The 17,679-nt window shown below is 36.9% G+C and carries 22 protein-coding genes and 1 pseudogene; 1 reads left to right on the forward strand and 22 read right to left on the reverse strand.

The features are described 5' to 3' along the window. Positions 1-212: 212 nt before the first annotated feature. From AC0L13_RS10340 to AC0L13_RS10350, 3 genes are all read right to left on the reverse strand, one after another. On the reverse strand, positions 213-650 hold the full coding sequence (locus AC0L13_RS10340) for a hypothetical protein (protein ID WP_473646752.1): 438 nt from the start codon (positions 648-650) through the stop codon (positions 213-215). A 150-nt stretch (positions 651-800) separates the two neighbouring features. Continuing rightward, the gene (locus tag AC0L13_RS10345; RefSeq protein ID WP_473646754.1) at positions 801-1,037 is read right to left on the reverse strand and encodes a hypothetical protein; all 237 of its coding nucleotides are present in this window, start codon (positions 1,035-1,037) and stop codon (positions 801-803) included. A gap of 87 nt (positions 1,038-1,124) precedes the next feature. After that, complete coding sequence (locus tag AC0L13_RS10350; RefSeq protein WP_473646757.1) at positions 1,125-1,724, reverse strand: histidine phosphatase family protein; 600 nt, start codon at positions 1,722-1,724, stop codon at positions 1,125-1,127. A gap of 123 nt (positions 1,725-1,847) precedes the next feature. Between AC0L13_RS10350 and AC0L13_RS10355 the strand changes: the two are divergent. Then, a pseudogene (locus AC0L13_RS10355) lies at positions 1,848-2,687 on the forward strand (tyrosine-type recombinase/integrase). 75 nt (positions 2,688-2,762) lie between these two features. Here AC0L13_RS10355 and ltrA read toward each other — a convergent pair. From ltrA to AC0L13_RS10450, 19 genes are all read right to left on the reverse strand, one after another. Continuing rightward, the gene (gene ltrA, locus AC0L13_RS10360) at positions 2,763-4,025 is read right to left on the reverse strand and encodes a group II intron reverse transcriptase/maturase (RefSeq protein ID WP_473646759.1); all 1,263 of its coding nucleotides are present in this window, start codon (positions 4,023-4,025) and stop codon (positions 2,763-2,765) included. 734 nt (positions 4,026-4,759) lie between these two features. Then, complete coding sequence (locus AC0L13_RS10365) at positions 4,760-5,284, reverse strand: GNAT family N-acetyltransferase (RefSeq protein WP_473646762.1); 525 nt, start codon at positions 5,282-5,284, stop codon at positions 4,760-4,762. Between the two features lie 292 nt (positions 5,285-5,576). Next, positions 5,577-5,978: an NUDIX hydrolase gene (locus tag AC0L13_RS10370; RefSeq protein ID WP_473646764.1), complete on the reverse strand. Its 402-nt coding sequence runs from the start codon at positions 5,976-5,978 to the stop codon at positions 5,577-5,579. An 11-nt stretch (positions 5,979-5,989) separates the two neighbouring features. Beyond that, positions 5,990-6,565 (reverse strand): histidine phosphatase family protein, encoded by a 576-nt coding sequence (locus AC0L13_RS10375; RefSeq protein WP_473646766.1) that lies wholly within the window; start codon positions 6,563-6,565, stop codon positions 5,990-5,992. 224 nt (positions 6,566-6,789) lie between these two features. Next, positions 6,790-7,500 carry an SAM domain-containing protein gene (locus AC0L13_RS10380; RefSeq protein WP_473646768.1) on the reverse strand — a complete coding sequence of 237 codons (711 nt, stop codon included), beginning with the start codon at positions 7,498-7,500 and terminating at the stop codon, positions 6,790-6,792. Between the two features lie 144 nt (positions 7,501-7,644). Next, positions 7,645-8,124: a competence protein CoiA gene (locus tag AC0L13_RS10385; protein WP_473646948.1), complete on the reverse strand. Its 480-nt coding sequence runs from the start codon at positions 8,122-8,124 to the stop codon at positions 7,645-7,647. A 313-nt stretch (positions 8,125-8,437) separates the two neighbouring features. Next, positions 8,438-8,914 carry a site-2 protease family protein gene (locus tag AC0L13_RS10390; RefSeq protein ID WP_473639289.1) on the reverse strand — a complete coding sequence of 159 codons (477 nt, stop codon included), beginning with the start codon at positions 8,912-8,914 and terminating at the stop codon, positions 8,438-8,440. Positions 8,915-9,046: 132 nt separating this feature from the next. Then, positions 9,047-9,346 (reverse strand): hypothetical protein, encoded by a 300-nt coding sequence (locus tag AC0L13_RS10395; protein ID WP_473639292.1) that lies wholly within the window; start codon positions 9,344-9,346, stop codon positions 9,047-9,049. A 109-nt stretch (positions 9,347-9,455) separates the two neighbouring features. Next, a complete protein-coding gene (locus AC0L13_RS10400; protein ID WP_473639294.1) occupies positions 9,456-9,764 on the reverse strand; it encodes a hypothetical protein in 309 nt (102 codons plus the stop codon). 530 nt (positions 9,765-10,294) lie between these two features. After that, entirely contained in the window at positions 10,295-10,756 is a 462-nt protein-coding gene (locus tag AC0L13_RS10405; protein WP_473639296.1) for an RDD family protein, read from the reverse strand. A gap of 159 nt (positions 10,757-10,915) precedes the next feature. Beyond that, on the reverse strand, positions 10,916-11,275 hold the full coding sequence (locus tag AC0L13_RS10410; RefSeq protein ID WP_473639298.1) for a VanZ family protein: 360 nt from the start codon (positions 11,273-11,275) through the stop codon (positions 10,916-10,918). Positions 11,276-11,562: 287 nt separating this feature from the next. Next, positions 11,563-12,015 carry a hypothetical protein gene (locus AC0L13_RS10415; RefSeq protein WP_473639300.1) on the reverse strand — a complete coding sequence of 151 codons (453 nt, stop codon included), beginning with the start codon at positions 12,013-12,015 and terminating at the stop codon, positions 11,563-11,565. Between the two features lie 486 nt (positions 12,016-12,501). Further along, a complete protein-coding gene (locus tag AC0L13_RS10420; protein ID WP_473639302.1) occupies positions 12,502-12,966 on the reverse strand; it encodes an NUDIX hydrolase in 465 nt (154 codons plus the stop codon). Positions 12,967-12,984: 18 nt separating this feature from the next. Then, positions 12,985-13,524: a helicase gene (locus AC0L13_RS10425; RefSeq protein WP_473639304.1), complete on the reverse strand. Its 540-nt coding sequence runs from the start codon at positions 13,522-13,524 to the stop codon at positions 12,985-12,987. Between the two features lie 38 nt (positions 13,525-13,562). Next, positions 13,563-14,078: a GNAT family N-acetyltransferase gene (locus tag AC0L13_RS10430; RefSeq protein WP_473646951.1), complete on the reverse strand. Its 516-nt coding sequence runs from the start codon at positions 14,076-14,078 to the stop codon at positions 13,563-13,565. 227 nt (positions 14,079-14,305) lie between these two features. Then, complete coding sequence (locus AC0L13_RS10435) at positions 14,306-15,340, reverse strand: hypothetical protein (protein WP_473639306.1); 1,035 nt, start codon at positions 15,338-15,340, stop codon at positions 14,306-14,308. Beyond that, a complete protein-coding gene (locus tag AC0L13_RS10440) occupies positions 15,337-16,014 on the reverse strand; it encodes an RNA polymerase sigma factor (protein WP_473639308.1) in 678 nt (225 codons plus the stop codon). Before AC0L13_RS10440 ends, AC0L13_RS10435 begins: the two co-directional genes overlap by 4 nt. A gap of 149 nt (positions 16,015-16,163) precedes the next feature. Continuing rightward, positions 16,164-17,159, reverse strand: coding sequence for a S66 family peptidase (locus AC0L13_RS10445; RefSeq protein WP_473639310.1), 996 nt, complete (start codon positions 17,157-17,159; stop codon positions 16,164-16,166). Between the two features lie 7 nt (positions 17,160-17,166). Then, positions 17,167-17,589, reverse strand: coding sequence for an NUDIX hydrolase (locus tag AC0L13_RS10450; RefSeq protein ID WP_473639312.1), 423 nt, complete (start codon positions 17,587-17,589; stop codon positions 17,167-17,169). Positions 17,590-17,679: the final 90 nt, after the last annotated feature.

Below are 17,679 nucleotides of genomic sequence, written 5' to 3' on the forward strand. Positions count from 1 at the left end.
TACTCGTTAATTTAGTCTACTCCATTTCATATTTAGCGATAGGTTGCTTTTATTTCAAACAAAAAAGCTTTAGTGAAAGAGACAACCGAATTTTCACTAAAACACCCGTTTAAGCTCATTCCACTTATTTAGTTGGTTTCTCCGCTACAACCTTAAAATTCGTTGTTGATATTGCCTTATCATGTGAGAAGGTAATTTTTTAGTCGATTACTTCATTCGTTTTTTATTTTACGAATTGATGTTGTTACGGCACCCTCCCCGACATAAGTTATTTGACTATCATTCGCAATTTCGTAAGTTTTTACACCCTCTACTTCATTCGTTGCAAAACCCACGCGCAGAATCGTATCTCCGTAAACGAAAGCAAGATTGGCATATGTGTTCGCTTCATGGTCGTGAAAGGAAATGACCGCCTTTAACATTGGTAGTTTATCATCTTTCACCAATACATAATCGGCTATTGCATATTTGCTAAATTCCTTGTCCTTCTTGAATGCCACGATTGCGTCTTCCTTGGTGTATGGTTTATCTTGTTCTGGGTGGTATAGAATTGTTGAAGTGGCTGGAAGTTCCGATGCAGTCTTGGTAGTATTGGAACATCCTATTAGCGTCAGAGTCAATGCTATCCCTAAAATCGCTCTTGTTTTCATACAGTTTTCCTCCCACTACTCCCAAACTTAATAACCCTTAACCTTGTTGAACTATTCTGTTGCGTTAGCTCAATAAGAATTGAGCCCCCAGCAGTTCAACGATCATCAAGAAAAGCACCCCGTTAGTTGAATATTCAAGCGAAAGTTTATTTAGTTATCCTTAATTTTTATGTTATTGAATATTAATATAGAAGAAAATATTATTAATAGTATAAACCCAGCTAAAGACAGTATATCAGCGATAAAAACTAAAAACTCTCCAAGTATATTTCCACCATAACCACCCTTGAATATTCCAAGTTTAGCGTAACCGAGCATAGGATTATTCAATGAGGCAAGTACAGCACTTCCCAATATACAATATAGTAATTTTACATTTTTTCGCACTGATTATTTCCCCCTTTTATTAATATATATTTATACCGACATATATTTCCATTTTTAATACTGAATAATAATTATTTTCTTATTGTACTAAACTGCCCATTTAGTTAAACAATAACAGCTAAGTTGAAACCAACCTGTTTCGCTTGGGAAATCCTCTCGAGATAAGAGTTGCCCAGTAATTACTTGACGATACGAAGTAATCGTACCATCGTGGGAAATGACGTAGACCCTATCTTTATTTAGTTGTCTACATTTCAAAATAAAACTACCTGCTAAATCTTCAAAAGTTTGTTCAGCCATAGTATTTATACCATTGCTCCACAATTCCGCCGGACATTCCAGATCCAATTCAAAGGTTGGAAATTCATTTTTGATTTTCTCTAAAGCAAGGATTTTATCACAAGGTAACGTCTTTTTGTAAAGGAGAATAGGAAACATTCGTGGAGAAACTAATGGGCTTACAATCTCACGACAATTTACATTTTCACTAAAGATGGCTGCGGTTTCCAGATTTCTTCTAACTGGGCTAATGAAAATGACATCCTCTTCAATTAAAGGGAATTGAGCTTTTAATTTTCTTGCTTGTTCAATACCTACAGAAGTTAATGAAGGATCACTATACTGTAGGCTCCTGGGCAAATCCAATGTATGCTCCCCTTGACCATGTCGAATCAGTATCAAATCCATCCCATCACCACCTATTCAGTTTTCCTCAACTAACCTGCCCGTTAGTGAAAATACTCCATATGACTATACTTCTATTAAGTTGGCTATAATCCCTTTAATATTACTCTCTTAGGGGGAATGGAATTGTTACTTTCAAAAGCATGGTCTTCATTCGAAGCTGATAAACGGATAGAAGGTTTTTCACCACAAACGTTGAAGGCCTATCAGTTACAGTCTACGCTACTAATCGATTATTTTAAGGATGTAGAGATGGAATTGCTGGATACGAATCGACTGAAGGCATATCTTGCCGTCTCGGGTAAGCATTTATAACCAGCCAGCCTTGCACATCGTATCCGCTTTCTGAAATCTTTTTTTCGTAGGTCTCATGAAGAAGGCTACCTGAGTAAGAATCCAACTTCCAAGATTAAAGAGCCCAAAGTCGGTAAGCGGATACCCAAGCATTTAACCGAACGAGAGATTGAACACCTTCGTGAATCCTGTCATACCCCAATAGAAAAAGCGATTTTCGAATTCATGTTTTCTAACGGTTGTCGAATTGGAGAGGTAGTTGCGTTAAAAAAGAACAATATTAATTGGACAAACCAATCCGTGATCGTTAGAGGAAAAGGAGATAAGGAAAGGGAAGTTTATTTCAATACACGTTGCGACATATGGCTTAAACGATATCTTGAAAGCCGGAATGACAATAATCCAGCCATCTTTGTAACAGCAAGGCAGCCACATAAAATGAGTGTTGCCCAAATGTGATACATCATCAAAAGAATTTCAAATCGTGCCGAAATCAACAAAGAGATTCATCCACACCAACTTAGACACAGCTATGCAACTCTTTTATTGAATAATGGAGCTCCTATTGAAGTCATACAAAGTCTTTTGGGGCATGAGAAAATTGAAACCACAAGGTTCTACGCTCAATTAGGCGGAAGGCTAAAGAAAGAGTATTATCAGAAGTACTTTTAAATCGAGTAGGAGGGAGTGATTAACTCCCCGTCCTCACACACCACCGTACGTACCGTTCGGTATACGGCGGTTCAATTAAGATTGGTGACGCAAAGTTTCGTAACGAGATAACAGACTTTTGAGCCCTTGGGAACTCCAGTAGGAGTTCCCAAGGGTTTTATGTAGTATTGGACTGCCGGAGATTCTCCAGTACCCTTTGCGCGAGTTTCCCCATTCATAAGCCTTTCCTCTAGGGATACCCAGTCCTATGAGTTTTCTCACTCTAGTTCTTGGTTGCTTCCAGTCCTTCCATACACATATTCTTAGTCTTCTTCTAATCCACGAATCAAAATCCCTGAATTTGCTTGGCGTATCTGCCAAGGCAAAGTATCCACACCATCCCATGAGGTATTGGTTAAGCTTCTCGATTCGATAATCCATCGGATAAGGCTCTCTCCTTGAAGCTAATTCACGGATTTTGCTTTTCATCTTTTTCATGCTTTCATTCGCAATCCGAACCTTTGGTTCTTTATGGAACGTAAAGCTGAATCCGAGAAATTTCCTTTTCCATGGGCGGTCGACCGCAGATTTATTCAGGTTCACTTTCAACTTAAGTTTACCCTCAATAAAAGAGGTAATTGACTCCATGACCCGATTTCCCGCTTTCTTTGTTTTCACATAGATATTACAGTCATCGGCGTACCTGACAAATTTGTGACCCCTCTTCTCTAATTCCTTATCCAGTTCGTCGAGAACGATGTTGGACAGGAGAGGACTCAATGGTCCTCCTTGGGGAGTGCCTTCTTCGTTGTTTATCACGATACCATTTATCATGATGCCCGATTTTAGATATTTACGGATTAATTTAAGTAGACGTTTGTCATTGATTCGTTTCGAAAGTGTCCCCATGAGTCTATCATGGTTAACCTTGTCGAAGAACTTCTCCAAGTCGATATCGACAACCCATCGGTATCCTTCTTGTATATAGCCTTTCGCTTCTCTAACTGCATCATGGGCGCTTCGACTTGGTCGAAACCCATAGCTGTGTTCCGAGAATGTTGGGTCATATATAAGAGTTAAAACTTGGGCAATAGCCTGTTGTATGAAGCGAACTGTCACGGTAGGGATACCTAATAGTCGCACGCCACCGTCAGGTTTCGGGATTTCGACCCTGCGGACGGGTTGCTGTTCATAGGTTCCCTGAAGGAGTTCCATTTTCATGGATTCCCAATGTTCCAGGATGTGCCTTCGTAGGTTTTGTACGGGCATTTCATCCACACCATGGCTCCCTTTATTGCGCTCCACCCGTTTCAAGGCAGAGAGCAGATTTTCGCGTGACAGTATTCGTTCCATCAACATGTTACGCCTCTTTCCGTGAACAACGGTTCTCATTATGCCAGTCCTGCTCCACCATCTCGAAGTCCCCTGTGGGATTCACCACTTCCTCCTTCAAGCATGCCTTATCGGTTATCTGTGTTCTTCACAGGTTGCTGAATGCCAAGATGTTGTTCTCTCTTAATTGTTCAGCCCTTCCCATTCTTCTCGAGTTCGAATGGTACTATGGCTTCTGCTGACTTCTGACTGTTCAGCTACCCATCGCTGGATAGGTTACCAAGTGTACTTGGCTTATCAGTCAGACCTCCCCAGGTAAGGACATAGTCTTTCCCTCCACCTATCTGCTTCATTTACTACATGTGACCTTCGGTAGAATGGATTTTGTTTTGTCATGCAAACTCATCCAATCACACATAGCCTTATATGAAGTTCGTGTCCCTCAGACCGGAGGTTTGCCGCTCGCTTCCTTCAGATTCCATGTCACCACGGACACCCTTGCGTTAAGCTAACTGTTACTTCTACCTTCACAGCTCGGGACTTGCACCCTATAGACTACGCCCATGCTGGGCGCACATGTAAGGAGCCATGTCTTATAAGACATGGCTCTACTTGACTAAAGCACCCCGTTAGTTGAACAAGCACTATATAATATTCAATTTTTTGGCTAATACAGAGTTAACAAAATCGGTTTTTCTTCTGGATATTTGCGTTTATTATAGGTCAAGAGGTTGATGGCTTACATTTCTTTCCGAGAAATCCTATCCTACTAAGGATTCTGTTATTTTACCATCTATATTTTTAATCGCATGCACCGAATTATTCTGAATGATGCCTGTTTCTACAAAACCAAATGAAGCATATAATTCTTTAGCTTTGACATTACTTTTATGATAAAAGAGGTCTACATTTTCTGCTTCCCCGTAAGGCATAGTTTCAATATCCGCCAACATTTTTTCAAAGGCTAGTTTGCCATATCCTTTTCCTTGGTAACTCTTATCAATCATAAAATGCCAAATGAAATAGGTCTTCTTCCCGTAAAATACTTCATTTTGAAATGATTCATGGTCCGTCGTATCATAAATATACATCAAAAATCCAACCATCGTATCATTCGCATAAATAGCTAATGGAGAAGCTGGTATACCATCTGTGTTCAACATATGAGCGTCTGCGAAGCATCTAAGGTTAGTAGTTTTTAATATAAATTCTTTCTGGTTTTCTTCAACATCAAGCGATATTACTTCATCTATGTTATCCCCGTTTATTTTTCGTAATTCAATCATCTTTTTATCTCCTCTCCAAAGACAAGACACATCCACACATGGCCAAAAAATATTCACCAATGCTAACTCTTTTTCCCTTGTATTTCTAATCCTTGTTCCGACTTACTTTCCCCTTAGTTGGTTTAGTTAAATCCATAACCTCTTACAGTAATTCGACTTAGAAAATCAAAGACCTCTTTATTGAGAATATTTCCTTATTCAACTAATCTGCTCCGTTAGTTCAACAAGAAATGAGCCTACAAGCAACTCAACGATCTTCAAGTAAAGCACCCGTTAGTTTAATAATAAATACTTATAATGTAATAAAAAATGGATGATTATCTTTATCTAAACATATTAATAGTTCCTCTTTAAAGTCATCATATCTTATCAGTTTTAATGCTTCTTCAATGCTAAAAAAACCGACCTCTAAACTTTCTTTACTTGTTTGTAAACTTCCGTTGATAGGTGTACCTAACCACCACATATTACATATATTTCTTTTCAACTCTTGCGAGACTCCACGAAATTCAATAATATCAATGTTTATTCCGGTTTCTTCTTTAACCTCTCTAATTACTGCATTCCTTATATTTTCATTTTCTTCTACAATCCCACCCGGTAACTCCCAACCCCGAAAAGGATCTTTTTTTAATAAAATTCTCTTATATTCATCAAGAACTACCGCCCCTGATGTAATAGTAAATCTATTCATAGAAACACCCCCTACAAACTAAGCTGAAACCAACCTGTTTCGCTTGGGAAATCCTTTCGAGATAAGACTTGGCCAGTAATTAATTGACGATATGAGGTTATCGTCCCATCGTGGGAAATGATGTACACCCTATCTTTATTTAGTTTTCTACATTTCCAAATAAAACTACGTGCTAAATTTTTAAACGTTTGTTCAGCCATAGTATTAATGCCAATGCTCCACAATTCCGCAGGAGATACCAGATCCAACTCAAAGGTTGGATATTCATTTTTGATTCTTTCTAAGGCAAGGATTTTATCACAAGGCAACGTCTCTTTGTAAGGGAGAATAGGAAACATTCGTGGCGATACTAATAGGCTTACAATCTTACGACAGTTAACAGCTTCACTAAAAATGGCCGCTGTTTCCAAAGTTCTTCTAATTGGGCTAATAAAAATGACATCCTCTTCAATTAAATGAAAATGAGCTTTTAATTTTCTTGCTTGTTCAATACCTAAAGAAGTTAATGAAGGATCGCTATGCTGTAGGCTCCTGGGCAAATCCAATGTATGCTCCCCTTGACCGTGTCGAATCATTATTAAATCCATCCCATCACCACCAATTCAGTTTTCTCAAACTAACCTGCTTCGTTAGTTGAATAAGAAATCCTATTCTTTTACTCAATTTTTATTGCTCCAGCTTGACCAAGATAGGATTCTTCCATATTACCTCAAACCATATTTCTACCTTGTTACCTACACTTAAGTTAAAAGCTATTAAGTTTAAAAAGCCGTTGATTGTAAGGGATTCGTTAGAATGGATTAAATTATATCTAATCTTCAATATCGGCAAAAGGATTGAAGTCAATAATTCGCTCCTTTACTTGTTTCATATGTTCATCCGCCGCCTCTCTTGTTTCAATGCGCGCATACCTAATAGCATAATCAATTGCTGTTGGTTTACTTTCCCACGGCGTAATAAGGGGGCTGATTTTATCTAATTTCCTTTTAATTGCTCTGAAGTTCATACTGGAGATCTTTTCCAGATCTCTTATATACTTGTCGTAGACATAGGAGACCACCTCAATTTTCTCACGATGGATGGACATTAAATATTCTTCTAAAGAACGGCTCCCTTGCTTACTCAGAAACCTCAGTGAGAAAAGATCTGACTCATTTATTAGGCTTTCAATTAACCTTTTCACCAAATCCTCACTATCTTTCAATGCCCTATATTCCTCGATGTCCAACTGAAGTTTTTCAAAAAAAGGCTCATACTTCGCAAAGAATTCCTCTACGGGTAAATTCCGCAGATCGTCCGTCAACTCATCTCTGTTTGACTTCATGAAACGCCAAAAAACCTCCATCGGCTCTTTCCCATATTTTCTCTTAGCGAACAGCCTCTTTTCTTTAGCCCTCTCCTGTAATTCACGTTCTGCTATCTTTGCTCTTTCCCCTAAGCGTGCCAAGAACCCATGATAATCTTTCTTCCATTTGGCTTTCGATTTCAGAATAAACCAAGACACCATGCTTAAATTCATCATTCAGTCTAAATCTAACCTGATCTATATGCGTTGAATGATGAATAGGGCTATGATAAGTATATTCATTCTGACGCTTGACACCTCTAACAATCGTAGTATGCCACGACGTAGTGAAATAAAAATCAATAGCCAGTTCAAGAGACTCTAAATCCAAAAATAGCATAGTCCTGTTCTACTATATATGATTTTTTCTAATTCGTTTCTAATTCGGGCTTCCGTGATATCTTTTGCCTTAGAGAATTTCATATACTTCGCCTTGTCCAAAACCCAAAAATCCTGTATACCCGCCGATTTATACAGTTGATGCCTTGTTTCCCAGTCTGCAGAATTAAGGGGACTATGCTGAAACTCAAATGCCCATCTAAGACCTTCCATTTCACCGTCTGAATGTTCCACAAATATATCAGCTATTTGGTTTGTTTCGGGGATATATACCTCATATTCTACATCCGCCGTTGGAAATTTCTTTTTTAACCATTCATATAAGACTTGTTTTCCTTTTAAATGGGAAACTGTTTCTGGTTCATAGTTCGTGATTACACATTCGGACTGGTAATGAGCGAAATGTGGTCTCTTTACTTTTCCTGATTTAAATATCACCATACTTTTACAATTAGGGCAGATAAATTTTTTTCATCAGATAACTTCTTTACAGCCACTTTATTACAACTAGAAGCTATAATCGTATCTTTATTAATGGTTATACATCGTAACAAGTAATCACCTTTTTTCTTGAAGTAAGGTACCCCTCTTGTGCAATAATTTACATATATTAACCTTCAACTCAATCGCAAAAAAACCTTCTTCTTCAACTAAACTGCTCCGTTAGTTCAATAAGAAAAAAGGCTTTACTCCATCTTGAAGTAAGCACCCGTTAGCTTAATAACCACCTGCTCTATCACTTCGATGCTGCACATAATAAGAGTAAACTATACGATTAATCTTTTTTTATGGAAGTCTTTTCAGTTCGTTTCTCTTTCAGTAATGTTAATATTTGTGTTCCATCAGACACAGTCCCGTCGGAAAATGTTAGTGGCAATAAATTAATGATTACCATCATAAATGAAATTGTTATAGAAAGACCTAATAAAGTTGAGGCAATATCATAATAAGAGACTATTGCCCAAATTACTAAACCTGTAATAAAATTGAAAAGAACTCCTCCCAATGTAACACATAATTCTTTATTCGTACTGAGTTTTTCGGGAAAAATGAATTGGATATAACCATGCCATTTCAATTGTGATCCAATATGAAACTTTTTGATTTTGAATATATTTTCCCCAGTGCCAAATCCGATCCGAATTATTTCTCCTCGAAATAATTTCACAAAAAATCCGTGTCCAAGTTCGTGGATAAAAGCAAGAAAAGGATATAAGAGTAAAGATAAAATTAAATTTTCTATAAATTCCACATGCACACCCCTAACTTTATTACCCCAATTTATATTCCACTGTTATCAGAAAATCCCTTCTTCAAGTAAACTGCTGATTCAATTCAATAAGAAAAAAGCTTTACTCCTTCTTGAAGTAAAGCACCCGTTGAATTAGTTAGTCTCAATCTCCTGAGTTGTTCCGTCAGGATTTACTTGGAAATTTCGTAGTTGCCCATCTTCACCTTTATAAATGTACAAATACATCATAGTTTTATCATCTACAAAATTTATATATAACTGGTAATTTACGTTTTCATTTCTTAACTCATCAAAAGCTACGCTTTGAAGGCTTCTATCGTAATCAAAATCACCTTTAACACTGTCATATAGCCAAACTTCATTGCCTTCGAGTTCGCCTTCGCCTGCTAAAGAATACTCTCCAAAAATATCTTTTATCTCATCTTTTGACAAAGAACTTTTTCATTTTTCTCAACGCCTCATATTGGAATGGTTTAAATATAACATTATTCAACTAACCTGCCCCGTTAGTTGAATAAGAAAAAAGAGCCCTCTAAGCAGCTCAACGATCTTCTAATAACTGTAATCTTATAACATCTTGTTTATCTCTAAATTTTATTGTAACTTTATATTGATCCTCTTTATAAGTTTCAGTATTAACAGTACCAATTAAAAATGAAATAACGTTTCCATCAATTTTTGTTTTCATACCTCCCATATTCCCTGCAATTAGCCGCTCGCTACTTTCAAACTCAATGTCAATATCATACAAATCTTCCACTACTAGTTCTAAATCTTTCAATTCGATTTCAACCCAATTTACTTTCTTTTCATCATACAATTTAGGATTAAAAAATACTGGACATTCCAATAATCTCCCTCGCCATAGAAGATCACCTCATCCGCAACAACAGTTTGTTTGGCTGATGAACAAGCTGCCAAACTAATTAAAAGGAGATTACCAAAGAATACACAACGTCATTTTCAAAACACCTCTTTTTCCAATCAACGTCGAATAGATTTGCATGTAGGCGGTTTAACTACCCCTTTTTTTAACAAGAAAAATTCATATGACAACCTTAATTATTATTCAGATCATCTATTTTTTGTGTGAGTTCATCAATTTTTTGAATAAGCATTCGATCATGATCGTTTTTCCGTCTCATGAATTGCATTACGCTGATTAAAAAATAGATTATAAAACTAAAAATTAATAGATATATAATCATAACTATAATAGACCCATAGAAGAACAAGCCATCCCCTCCATTCTAATCTCTACAATCTGGTATCAGTCGTTGGACACAAGTTAAATAACACACTCTAGTTGAACAACAAGAAATAAACGGCTATGCTCTCAAAGAGCATCAAGTGAAGTACCTGTTGCATTTCAGTTGAATTTCAAAAATGACGATATGGGCTTTCTCTATTTACGAACGTACCTGCAATTAAATCATGGATTGCACGCTTATCTTTTCGTAAACTAATCATGAAAATATTAATTATTGTTGAGATGCCAAATGTAATATAAATCAATACTACTTTTCCAATCAATTCACGTAAAATCATTGTTCGGATATTAAGTTTCTGACCATCAAATCTTTGAATGTTTATGTAACAGATTCGTTTCCCAACCGCATAACCTCTCCATATTAATGGTGTGATTATTAGATAGAATGTATAAATTATATTGGGTATTGTATTTCTTGACCAATCAGTTGAAAATTCCCCATCAACGATAAAATAATAAAGCAAGGTTATTGGCACTGATACAATCATAAAATCTAGAAAGTCAGCTACTAAACGAATCCAAAATCCTGCGGCATGATGGTTCTTTTCCTTTACCTTATAAATACCATTCACCCCTTAAAAGCAGCCTTATCCACATACGTATTGTGAATCGCAGGGCAAAGATCAGAGATCACTTTTTAATTGAATAATTTCTTGCACCCTATTATCCTTCAATAGGATTCCCTTGCTTCTGCTGATTCCTACTGAAGTGGTCTGTCTACCCCTATCACCTTACCTTATACTCAGGAGCATGCTTTTGTAGACACCCTTGTACGCCTTAAATAATAAGAAACCTAAAAAACAACTGATCATATTTAATATAATAACATCTATATCGAATGACCCTAAATATGCAAAGAACTGAATGCCCTCTATGCTGACTATCATTAATAAGCAAATGAACATTGTAATAAATAATTTTCTCTGTGATTGGAAAACCATCGGGATTAGAAATCCCATCGGAATAAAGGGGATGATATTACCTATGATATTTACAAAGGCGACGTCGAAACTCAAATTACTAAGGTAAGTTTCAATTGTTTTAAAGGGAACTAAGTTTGCACCAGATTCTCCGTTAGTTCTACGATCCATATTGGATTGTATGGTATTGATTTGGTATTGATTACATGTCTTACATTTCCGTTAAACTTAATCACTATAAAATTAATTACCAATAATATGTATACAACAAAGATAGTTTTCCAATAATTTTTGTTCAACATATACACCTCATAATTGTAAAAAGCATAAAAATCCAAACTACAGGAGGACATCGCCAGATAGCAGATTTGCTCATTGATTATTTCCTAGTTAAAAGACTCGTTAGTTATAGCAACACATATAAGAGCTGTCTAAGCAGTTCAATGACAGTTGAAGAACTAGTTTAATACACCATGATATTTGTAACTATCCACAATTAGTGGAAGTTCTAGGTTGCTCACTTCTTTCCAATTAGTTTTCAATATAGTATCATTATTTGTGTTTATTTCTGCAACTGTTTTATTTGATTCTCTATTAACAAAGTAAAGATTTACTTCCTTTACTACATCTAAATGTTCTTTTGAATATTTCTTTACAGCTTCCAATGTTGCTTTAGTTTCAACGCGTACATCAAATTCCGCATCATCATTACTCCACTTATCAGAATTGGCAAGCATCTTAACTTCAATGTTAAGTTCCCCATCTGTAATATCAACAACTAAAAAGTCATAGAAATTCTCACTTTTATCCTTTAAGTAAACTTGTATTTTTTCTTCTTCACTTTGGGCGCAAGCCGATAACAGTAAAACAAAAGACGACAATAATAACATGAATAACACATACTTTTTCATAGCTGTCCCTCTCCCCTCTTATAAGGCGAACGAAAAATTTTCACTGCTTTTCATGAACTAACCTGCCTCTTAGTTGTATATAAAAAGAGCCATTAGAGCAGGCCAACTATCTTCAACTAAAGCATTCGGAATTGACGGTGGCAAACTTTCGCTACTAATGGTTAAAAAATAAAATGGGTTTATATTAAGTCTTTATGAAATTTCACAGTTTCAAAGTTGAGGGACTTCTTAGTGTCTTCTTGAATTTCGGGATGAAGTTCTTTTAATCAATCTGCTTCAAGGTCATCTTCGGTAAATACATCGCCTCTCCAAAATGTATTACTTAGTTTTGGAAACTCATACATGCAACCTACTGATGTATCACTATTTCTAATATAGGAAAAGATATTTAGGAACACCCTTTTTTCGGTACTATGACAGCAAATAATCTAGGTCGATGATTCAATAAAAAACAGTAGCCAATCTAGGATTAAGCCCAATTACAGATTAACTAATTACTGGCAAAGTTTCATTTTCAGCCCAATGATGAATAAATTGTTCTTGGCGTGGGTTTAAGTTTTCGGGTAAATCTTCTCTCTTGAAAAATCGATGCTCTTTACTTTCGATTCCTTGCTGCTTCAGTTCACCGCTGTATGTAGACGTAGTAAAGATGATTTGCACACTGTATACTTGGTCGTTATTTGGATATTGAACAAAACAGCTCTCTCCTGAATACATTCCGAATAACTTCAACTCACCAACGTCCAATCCCGTTTCCTCGTAAGTTTCTCTCTTAGCTGTCTGCTCAAACGTTTCTCCGATCTCCATTACGCCGCCAGGAATACACCAATTATCTTCATCAGTCCGATGCTGCAATAATATACAACCTTCTTTTTCTATAATTACTCCACAGCCAACTGTGAAGAGGGGTTCGTGACCAATTAGCTTTCTCATATCTTGAATGTAATTCATGCAATCCCTCCTAATATCTCAATCTTGCTTAACAAAAATAAAGAAATCACTAGGATACCAAACGTGCTGATTGTCACACACATATCCACGAAGCCAAAGTACGCCATTGATCCTTCTTAAATAAAAACCTTTGGGAAAGTTATCATCCTCAGTCAATATTTTTGATGCCACAGTAATAGATCCGTTTGGAGCTTGGTTTTGCTGTTGACTATCTAAGAAGCCTTCGGGTTGATCCAGATAGCCAAGTCTCAAAAAAGGACCGAGTTCCAATGGACATAATTCCAAACCAAGTTGATCCGCCCTCCTGTAAATCTCAGTTATCGTCCCTCCAGCTGGCAATCCTAGATCATGTACCGAAAGCTCAACCGTTTTCAATACATACGGATCTATAGAAGTCGTAAAAATATCAGCAGCGAATAGTTTTTTACCAAGTTCATTCAGCAAGATATTTTCCTGCTGCATTTTATCGATAAGCTGTGGTTTGGTAAGCCCCCCTACCTCGACTATTCTTGTAGTGGTGTGGCTGCTGGGGTAAATGTCCTTATTGTTGATGTACATTTATCTTCTCCTCGAATAATTTCAGGCAAAGTCCTTATTCAAATACTTTGTCTGTTTTCTGAATACCATTTCAAAAACATTTCCTTCTCTATTACATTCAAAATAACCGATGATTTTACTTGCGCTTCCAATTTCCTATGTTCCTCTGGAAACTCTGACTGTACATTAATCCTAATATATGAAAGGTTTTCTTGAGCCTTTTGCGAACGAATATTTGATAATTTTGCTCCTGCAAATACATATTCTAAATTCAATACTTCAAAGGCAATATACAATATTTCTGCTTTGGCTAATGCATTATAACCTTTTCCCCAATATGGATGACCTATCCAAGTACCAATATGACAAGTACTATTGGTGTTATTAATGTCTTTTAGCGTTATGACCCCAATTGCATTTTCATTTTCGTCAAGAATCACTCTCGAGTATTGCTTTCCTATTCTCTCTTGCTTCAAAATAAACTCAATAAAATCAAGTGTTCCTTCTAAAGTAGTTTGTTCATCGGTAAGTCCTAATGCGTCTTTTACTTGGTGTGCTGATGAAAGTGACGACATTGATTTTGCATAAATTTTATTATGTGGTACCAATGTAACCTTTAACAATTCTATCACTCCAAAAGTCTCAACTTCTTTATTTACTATTCTGCCTGTGCTGTCTGTAGATTTCTAGCAATTAAATCAATTATAACATGCTGGCATGATTTGTTTTCGAACTATTCGTCCAAGTCAAAAATAAATACACCCTCCCTAAGAAAGGTGTATTATTTTGCATCAATTCATTTTCATTTATCATTTACTAACTTGCCATTCTTGTCTTGTATAATTATCTCATATGGCTGATTCTCTATCTCTTTTTTAACTTCATCGCTTTCTAGGAACTCTGTTATTCCATTTCGGATTTTGGTGACCGTCTCTTTAGTCTCTGGATCCGATAATATCATGTTCGTCTTGACCGTAATATTTACTTTTTCAGCCTTAAAGGAATATCTAATATCAGCTAGCTGATACTCTTTTTTCAGGAGAAACTCGTCTCCGATGCTTCGCATGGCGGGCGCCCACTGACTCTTAATTTCTTCTTCCGAAATATCTCGAGGTATAATCTGTACCTGTTTCGGTGTACCCTTTGCTTTTAAAAGTTCAATTGCAGCCCTGTAAATTTCCACTTGCTTATCTTCATCAGTAATAGGGATATACACTTTGACTACAGGACTATATGCATTAACATTCATAATTGGGTAGCCTTCGACTTGCAAGTCCCTCATTAACTTTTCTGCTAGATCCTCCCTTTGTTTATTTATCTCTTTCATAACGGGAGATGCCTCATACTTAGCAGAGACCTTTAACTCGTAGTTATCGTACCCTCTTTTTTTCAGCGTTTCGGTTACAAGACGTAAAACGTTATCTTCTTCTTGACTAACGTATTCTTCTGTTCCATTCAGCTCTATGTCGAAGTGTGGCTTCCCTTGCCACATGCCCATGCCGATGCTAACCGGTTTTACTCCTTCTTGCACCAACACTTCCATAATTACTTCTTGTATCGGTTTATGGAATACTTGTCCTATATACGGGATTTTAGATAAAACTTCCGCCATAGTTGGATTAAGGAATGCGGAACCCGTCAGTATGCTTAGACTGATAAGCGCTGCAGCTACAAAATGAAATACCCTCCAACCTTTTTTCCTTTTAGGTTTTTCAGTTTCCATTCTGTTTTTCGACTCATCTTTAATGTTTTTAGCAAATTCATACAATGAAGATGGAGCTTGGATTTTTTCCATCTCTTCTTCAATTTCTTTCTTTAACGACTCATCGATCTTCATTGTGAATTCACCCCTATAAACTGATTTTCAATCAACCTTTTTTTCAGAGCAATCCTTGCTCTGCGAAGATGTGATTTCACCGTCGAAACTTTTAGTTCCAGTAAATCTGCTATCTCCTGGATTGCTTGCTCTTGGTAATAGTAGAGGATGAGAACGTTCCGGTAGTCATTGTTATCAAGTGATAGTATACCTTTTTTAATCTCATTTTCAGTTTCCTCTTGTACTATGTTTTCCATCACGCCATGATTGTCAGCCACCACATCGTTATCTAGCGGTGATTCCTTCCGGCGATTATTCTTTCTCCAAGCATCAATTGAGCGGTTGGATACCAGTTTATAAAACCATGTATTGAAATATTTAATATCCTTTCCATTCATAATATTACGGTATGCTTCGATCAACGCGTTTTGGACAACCTCTTCTGCCTGCTCTTTCGACTTAAGAATACTAAAACTAGTCCTGTACCCTTTTTCAATCAAGGGGTTGACTAGTTGTGCAAAAGCTTCGTCATCACCGTTTTGAATCCGTATCATTAGTTTTTTATGTTCTATGAGGAACCCCCCTTTTTCGTTGCTACCTTTTAGGCGACGGTGAGGCTGTTTAGGATGCAATAATCGGAAAATAATATGTAAAGGTGTTGAATTGACTTCAAGCTCTACTAATACGTTCGACAAAAAAGACGTTAATCCTTTTGGATCAACGCCCTGTTAGTTATTCTATTTCATAGAATGGACAATCATTCAAGTACTGCATCTATCAAAGAACTGGTTTGCTTAATGTAGAATGTTGGTTTAATTACTTTCCCGTATATTTTTTTATATTTTCATTCCCCTATCCAGTGTTCCGTACAAAACACTTTTTTTCTGTCGGCATCTATCTTCACTGTCTTCCCAATCGCCAGTGGGTGCATCGGATGAGTGTGACATGTGTCGAATTCAGCCATAATCGGAATTTCCTGCCCATCCAACTGTTCTAGCAATAAATCCAGCGGCTGTTTGCCCGTGCCCAAGTCATCATATTGCTCATGCTTCCCTAAAATAATGCCCGCCACTTTATCGAAAACGCCGTGTACTTTTAACATCGCAAAGTTTTTTTCTACTACGGAAGCGGTTTTCATACAATCCTCCAATAATAAGATGTCGCCTTTCTTAATTTCAGGAAAATATGGTGAACCGATAAATCCATACATTGCATTCACATTGCCGCCCATCAGTCTACCTTCAGCAACCCCACAATGGCCAGTGATCCAGTCATTTTTATACAGTTTTTTCTCCGTTGTCTTTTCCAACCAATTTACCGGCTCGTCAGACCAGTATGGCGGCATCGGAATTTCGTATGGGAGGTCATTATTGTCCATAAAATAATGTTCAAAATATCGATATGTATCATTAACTAACGGTTCATATTCACCGAAAGAAGGAATTAATGCAGGTCCATAATATGTTGTAATTCCTGTTTTTGCATACAATGCAAGTAAGATCGCTGTTGCATCTGAATAGCCTACTACCAATTTAGGGTTTTGCTTAAATGCTTCATAATCAATATACGGTAGCATGCTGTTTGAGTTTGTCCCACCGATCGTGGACATGATCATCTGGATATTTGGATTTCGTAGCAATTCGTTCAATTCTTCAGCGCGCTCCTTCGGTGTTCCCGAACGATATCCATCCATTTGTCCAGTCAATTTACCCTCGATAATCTCAAATCCCTTTTCTTCCAAAAAAGTTTTTGCCCGTTCAAAGCGCATTTTTGACATAACCGTTTCAGGAGAAGACGGAGTAAATATGCCAATTGCATCTCCTTTTTTCAATCGCCTCATAATGTGTTCACCTCATATTAATATCGATTCGATGTTGGCTGCTGTCTAATTGCTCTAGCAAAAGTTCTAAATCCTCAGGATAGGCGTGTTTCAATTTTTTTAAGTCCGTGATCGACTTCCATGCAGCTTCAGCAATGAGGTTGTCGGGATCGTTCACTCCACTGCATTCGCCGATTTTGTCTACCCTATAATAATAAGTTTTTACTTGAATTCCTTGGATGATAGTTTCTTTAACCATGAGCTGTTTAATGAGTTTCACATCATAACCTGTTTCTTCTTTAACTTCCCTGACGCAACATTCTTCTGGGGTCTCCCCCTCTTCAATTCCACCTGAAGGTATTGCCCATTGCTCCGAATCGTAACTTTTAACCATTAAGACTTCCATTTGTTCATTAATGCAAATACCCGCTGAACCTGTCCAGCTTTTCATAAGCCTTTTCCCCCAGTATCCTTTTTTCATGTTTAGAAATACATCCATTTTAATACTCTGCCGATTACTTTTGGAGAAATGTTACACTTT

The organism is Sporosarcina sp. QA0331, from assembly GCF_055808055.1.

Bases quoted from the DNA above. Each gene is read 5' to 3' on its own strand.
- AC0L13_RS10430 (WP_473646951.1), bottom strand. From the start codon at position 14,078: ATGTCGTCACTTTCATCAGCACACCAAGTAAAAGACGCATTAGGACTT.
- AC0L13_RS10375 (WP_473646766.1), bottom strand. From the start codon at position 6,565: ATGGATTTAATAATGATTCGACACGGTCAAGGGGAGCATACATTGGAT.
- AC0L13_RS10370 (WP_473646764.1), bottom strand. From the start codon at position 5,978: ATGAATAGATTTACTATTACATCAGGGGCGGTAGTTCTTGATGAATAT.
- AC0L13_RS10420 (WP_473639302.1), bottom strand. From the start codon at position 12,966: ATGAATTACATTCAAGATATGAGAAAGCTAATTGGTCACGAACCCCTC.
- AC0L13_RS10425 (WP_473639304.1), bottom strand. From the start codon at position 13,524: ATGTACATCAACAATAAGGACATTTACCCCAGCAGCCACACCACTACA.
- AC0L13_RS10450 (WP_473639312.1), bottom strand. From the start codon at position 17,589: ATGAAAAGCTGGACAGGTTCAGCGGGTATTTGCATTAATGAACAAATG.
- AC0L13_RS10365 (WP_473646762.1), bottom strand. From the start codon at position 5,284: ATGATTGAATTACGAAAAATAAACGGGGATAACATAGATGAAGTAATA.
- AC0L13_RS10350 (WP_473646757.1), bottom strand. From the start codon at position 1,724: ATGGATTTGATACTGATTCGACATGGTCAAGGGGAGCATACATTGGAT.
- AC0L13_RS10410 (WP_473639298.1), bottom strand. From the start codon at position 11,275: ATGGATCGTAGAACTAACGGAGAATCTGGTGCAAACTTAGTTCCCTTT.
- ltrA (WP_473646759.1), bottom strand. From the start codon at position 4,025: ATGTTGATGGAACGAATACTGTCACGCGAAAATCTGCTCTCTGCCTTG.
- AC0L13_RS10415 (WP_473639300.1), bottom strand. From the start codon at position 12,015: ATGAAAAAGTATGTGTTATTCATGTTATTATTGTCGTCTTTTGTTTTA.
- AC0L13_RS10340 (WP_473646752.1), bottom strand. From the start codon at position 650: ATGAAAACAAGAGCGATTTTAGGGATAGCATTGACTCTGACGCTAATA.
- AC0L13_RS10435 (WP_473639306.1), bottom strand. From the start codon at position 15,340: ATGAAGATCGATGAGTCGTTAAAGAAAGAAATTGAAGAAGAGATGGAA.
- AC0L13_RS10445 (WP_473639310.1), bottom strand. From the start codon at position 17,159: ATGAGGCGATTGAAAAAAGGAGATGCAATTGGCATATTTACTCCGTCT.
- AC0L13_RS10380 (WP_473646768.1), bottom strand. From the start codon at position 7,500: ATGATGAATTTAAGCATGGTGTCTTGGTTTATTCTGAAATCGAAAGCC.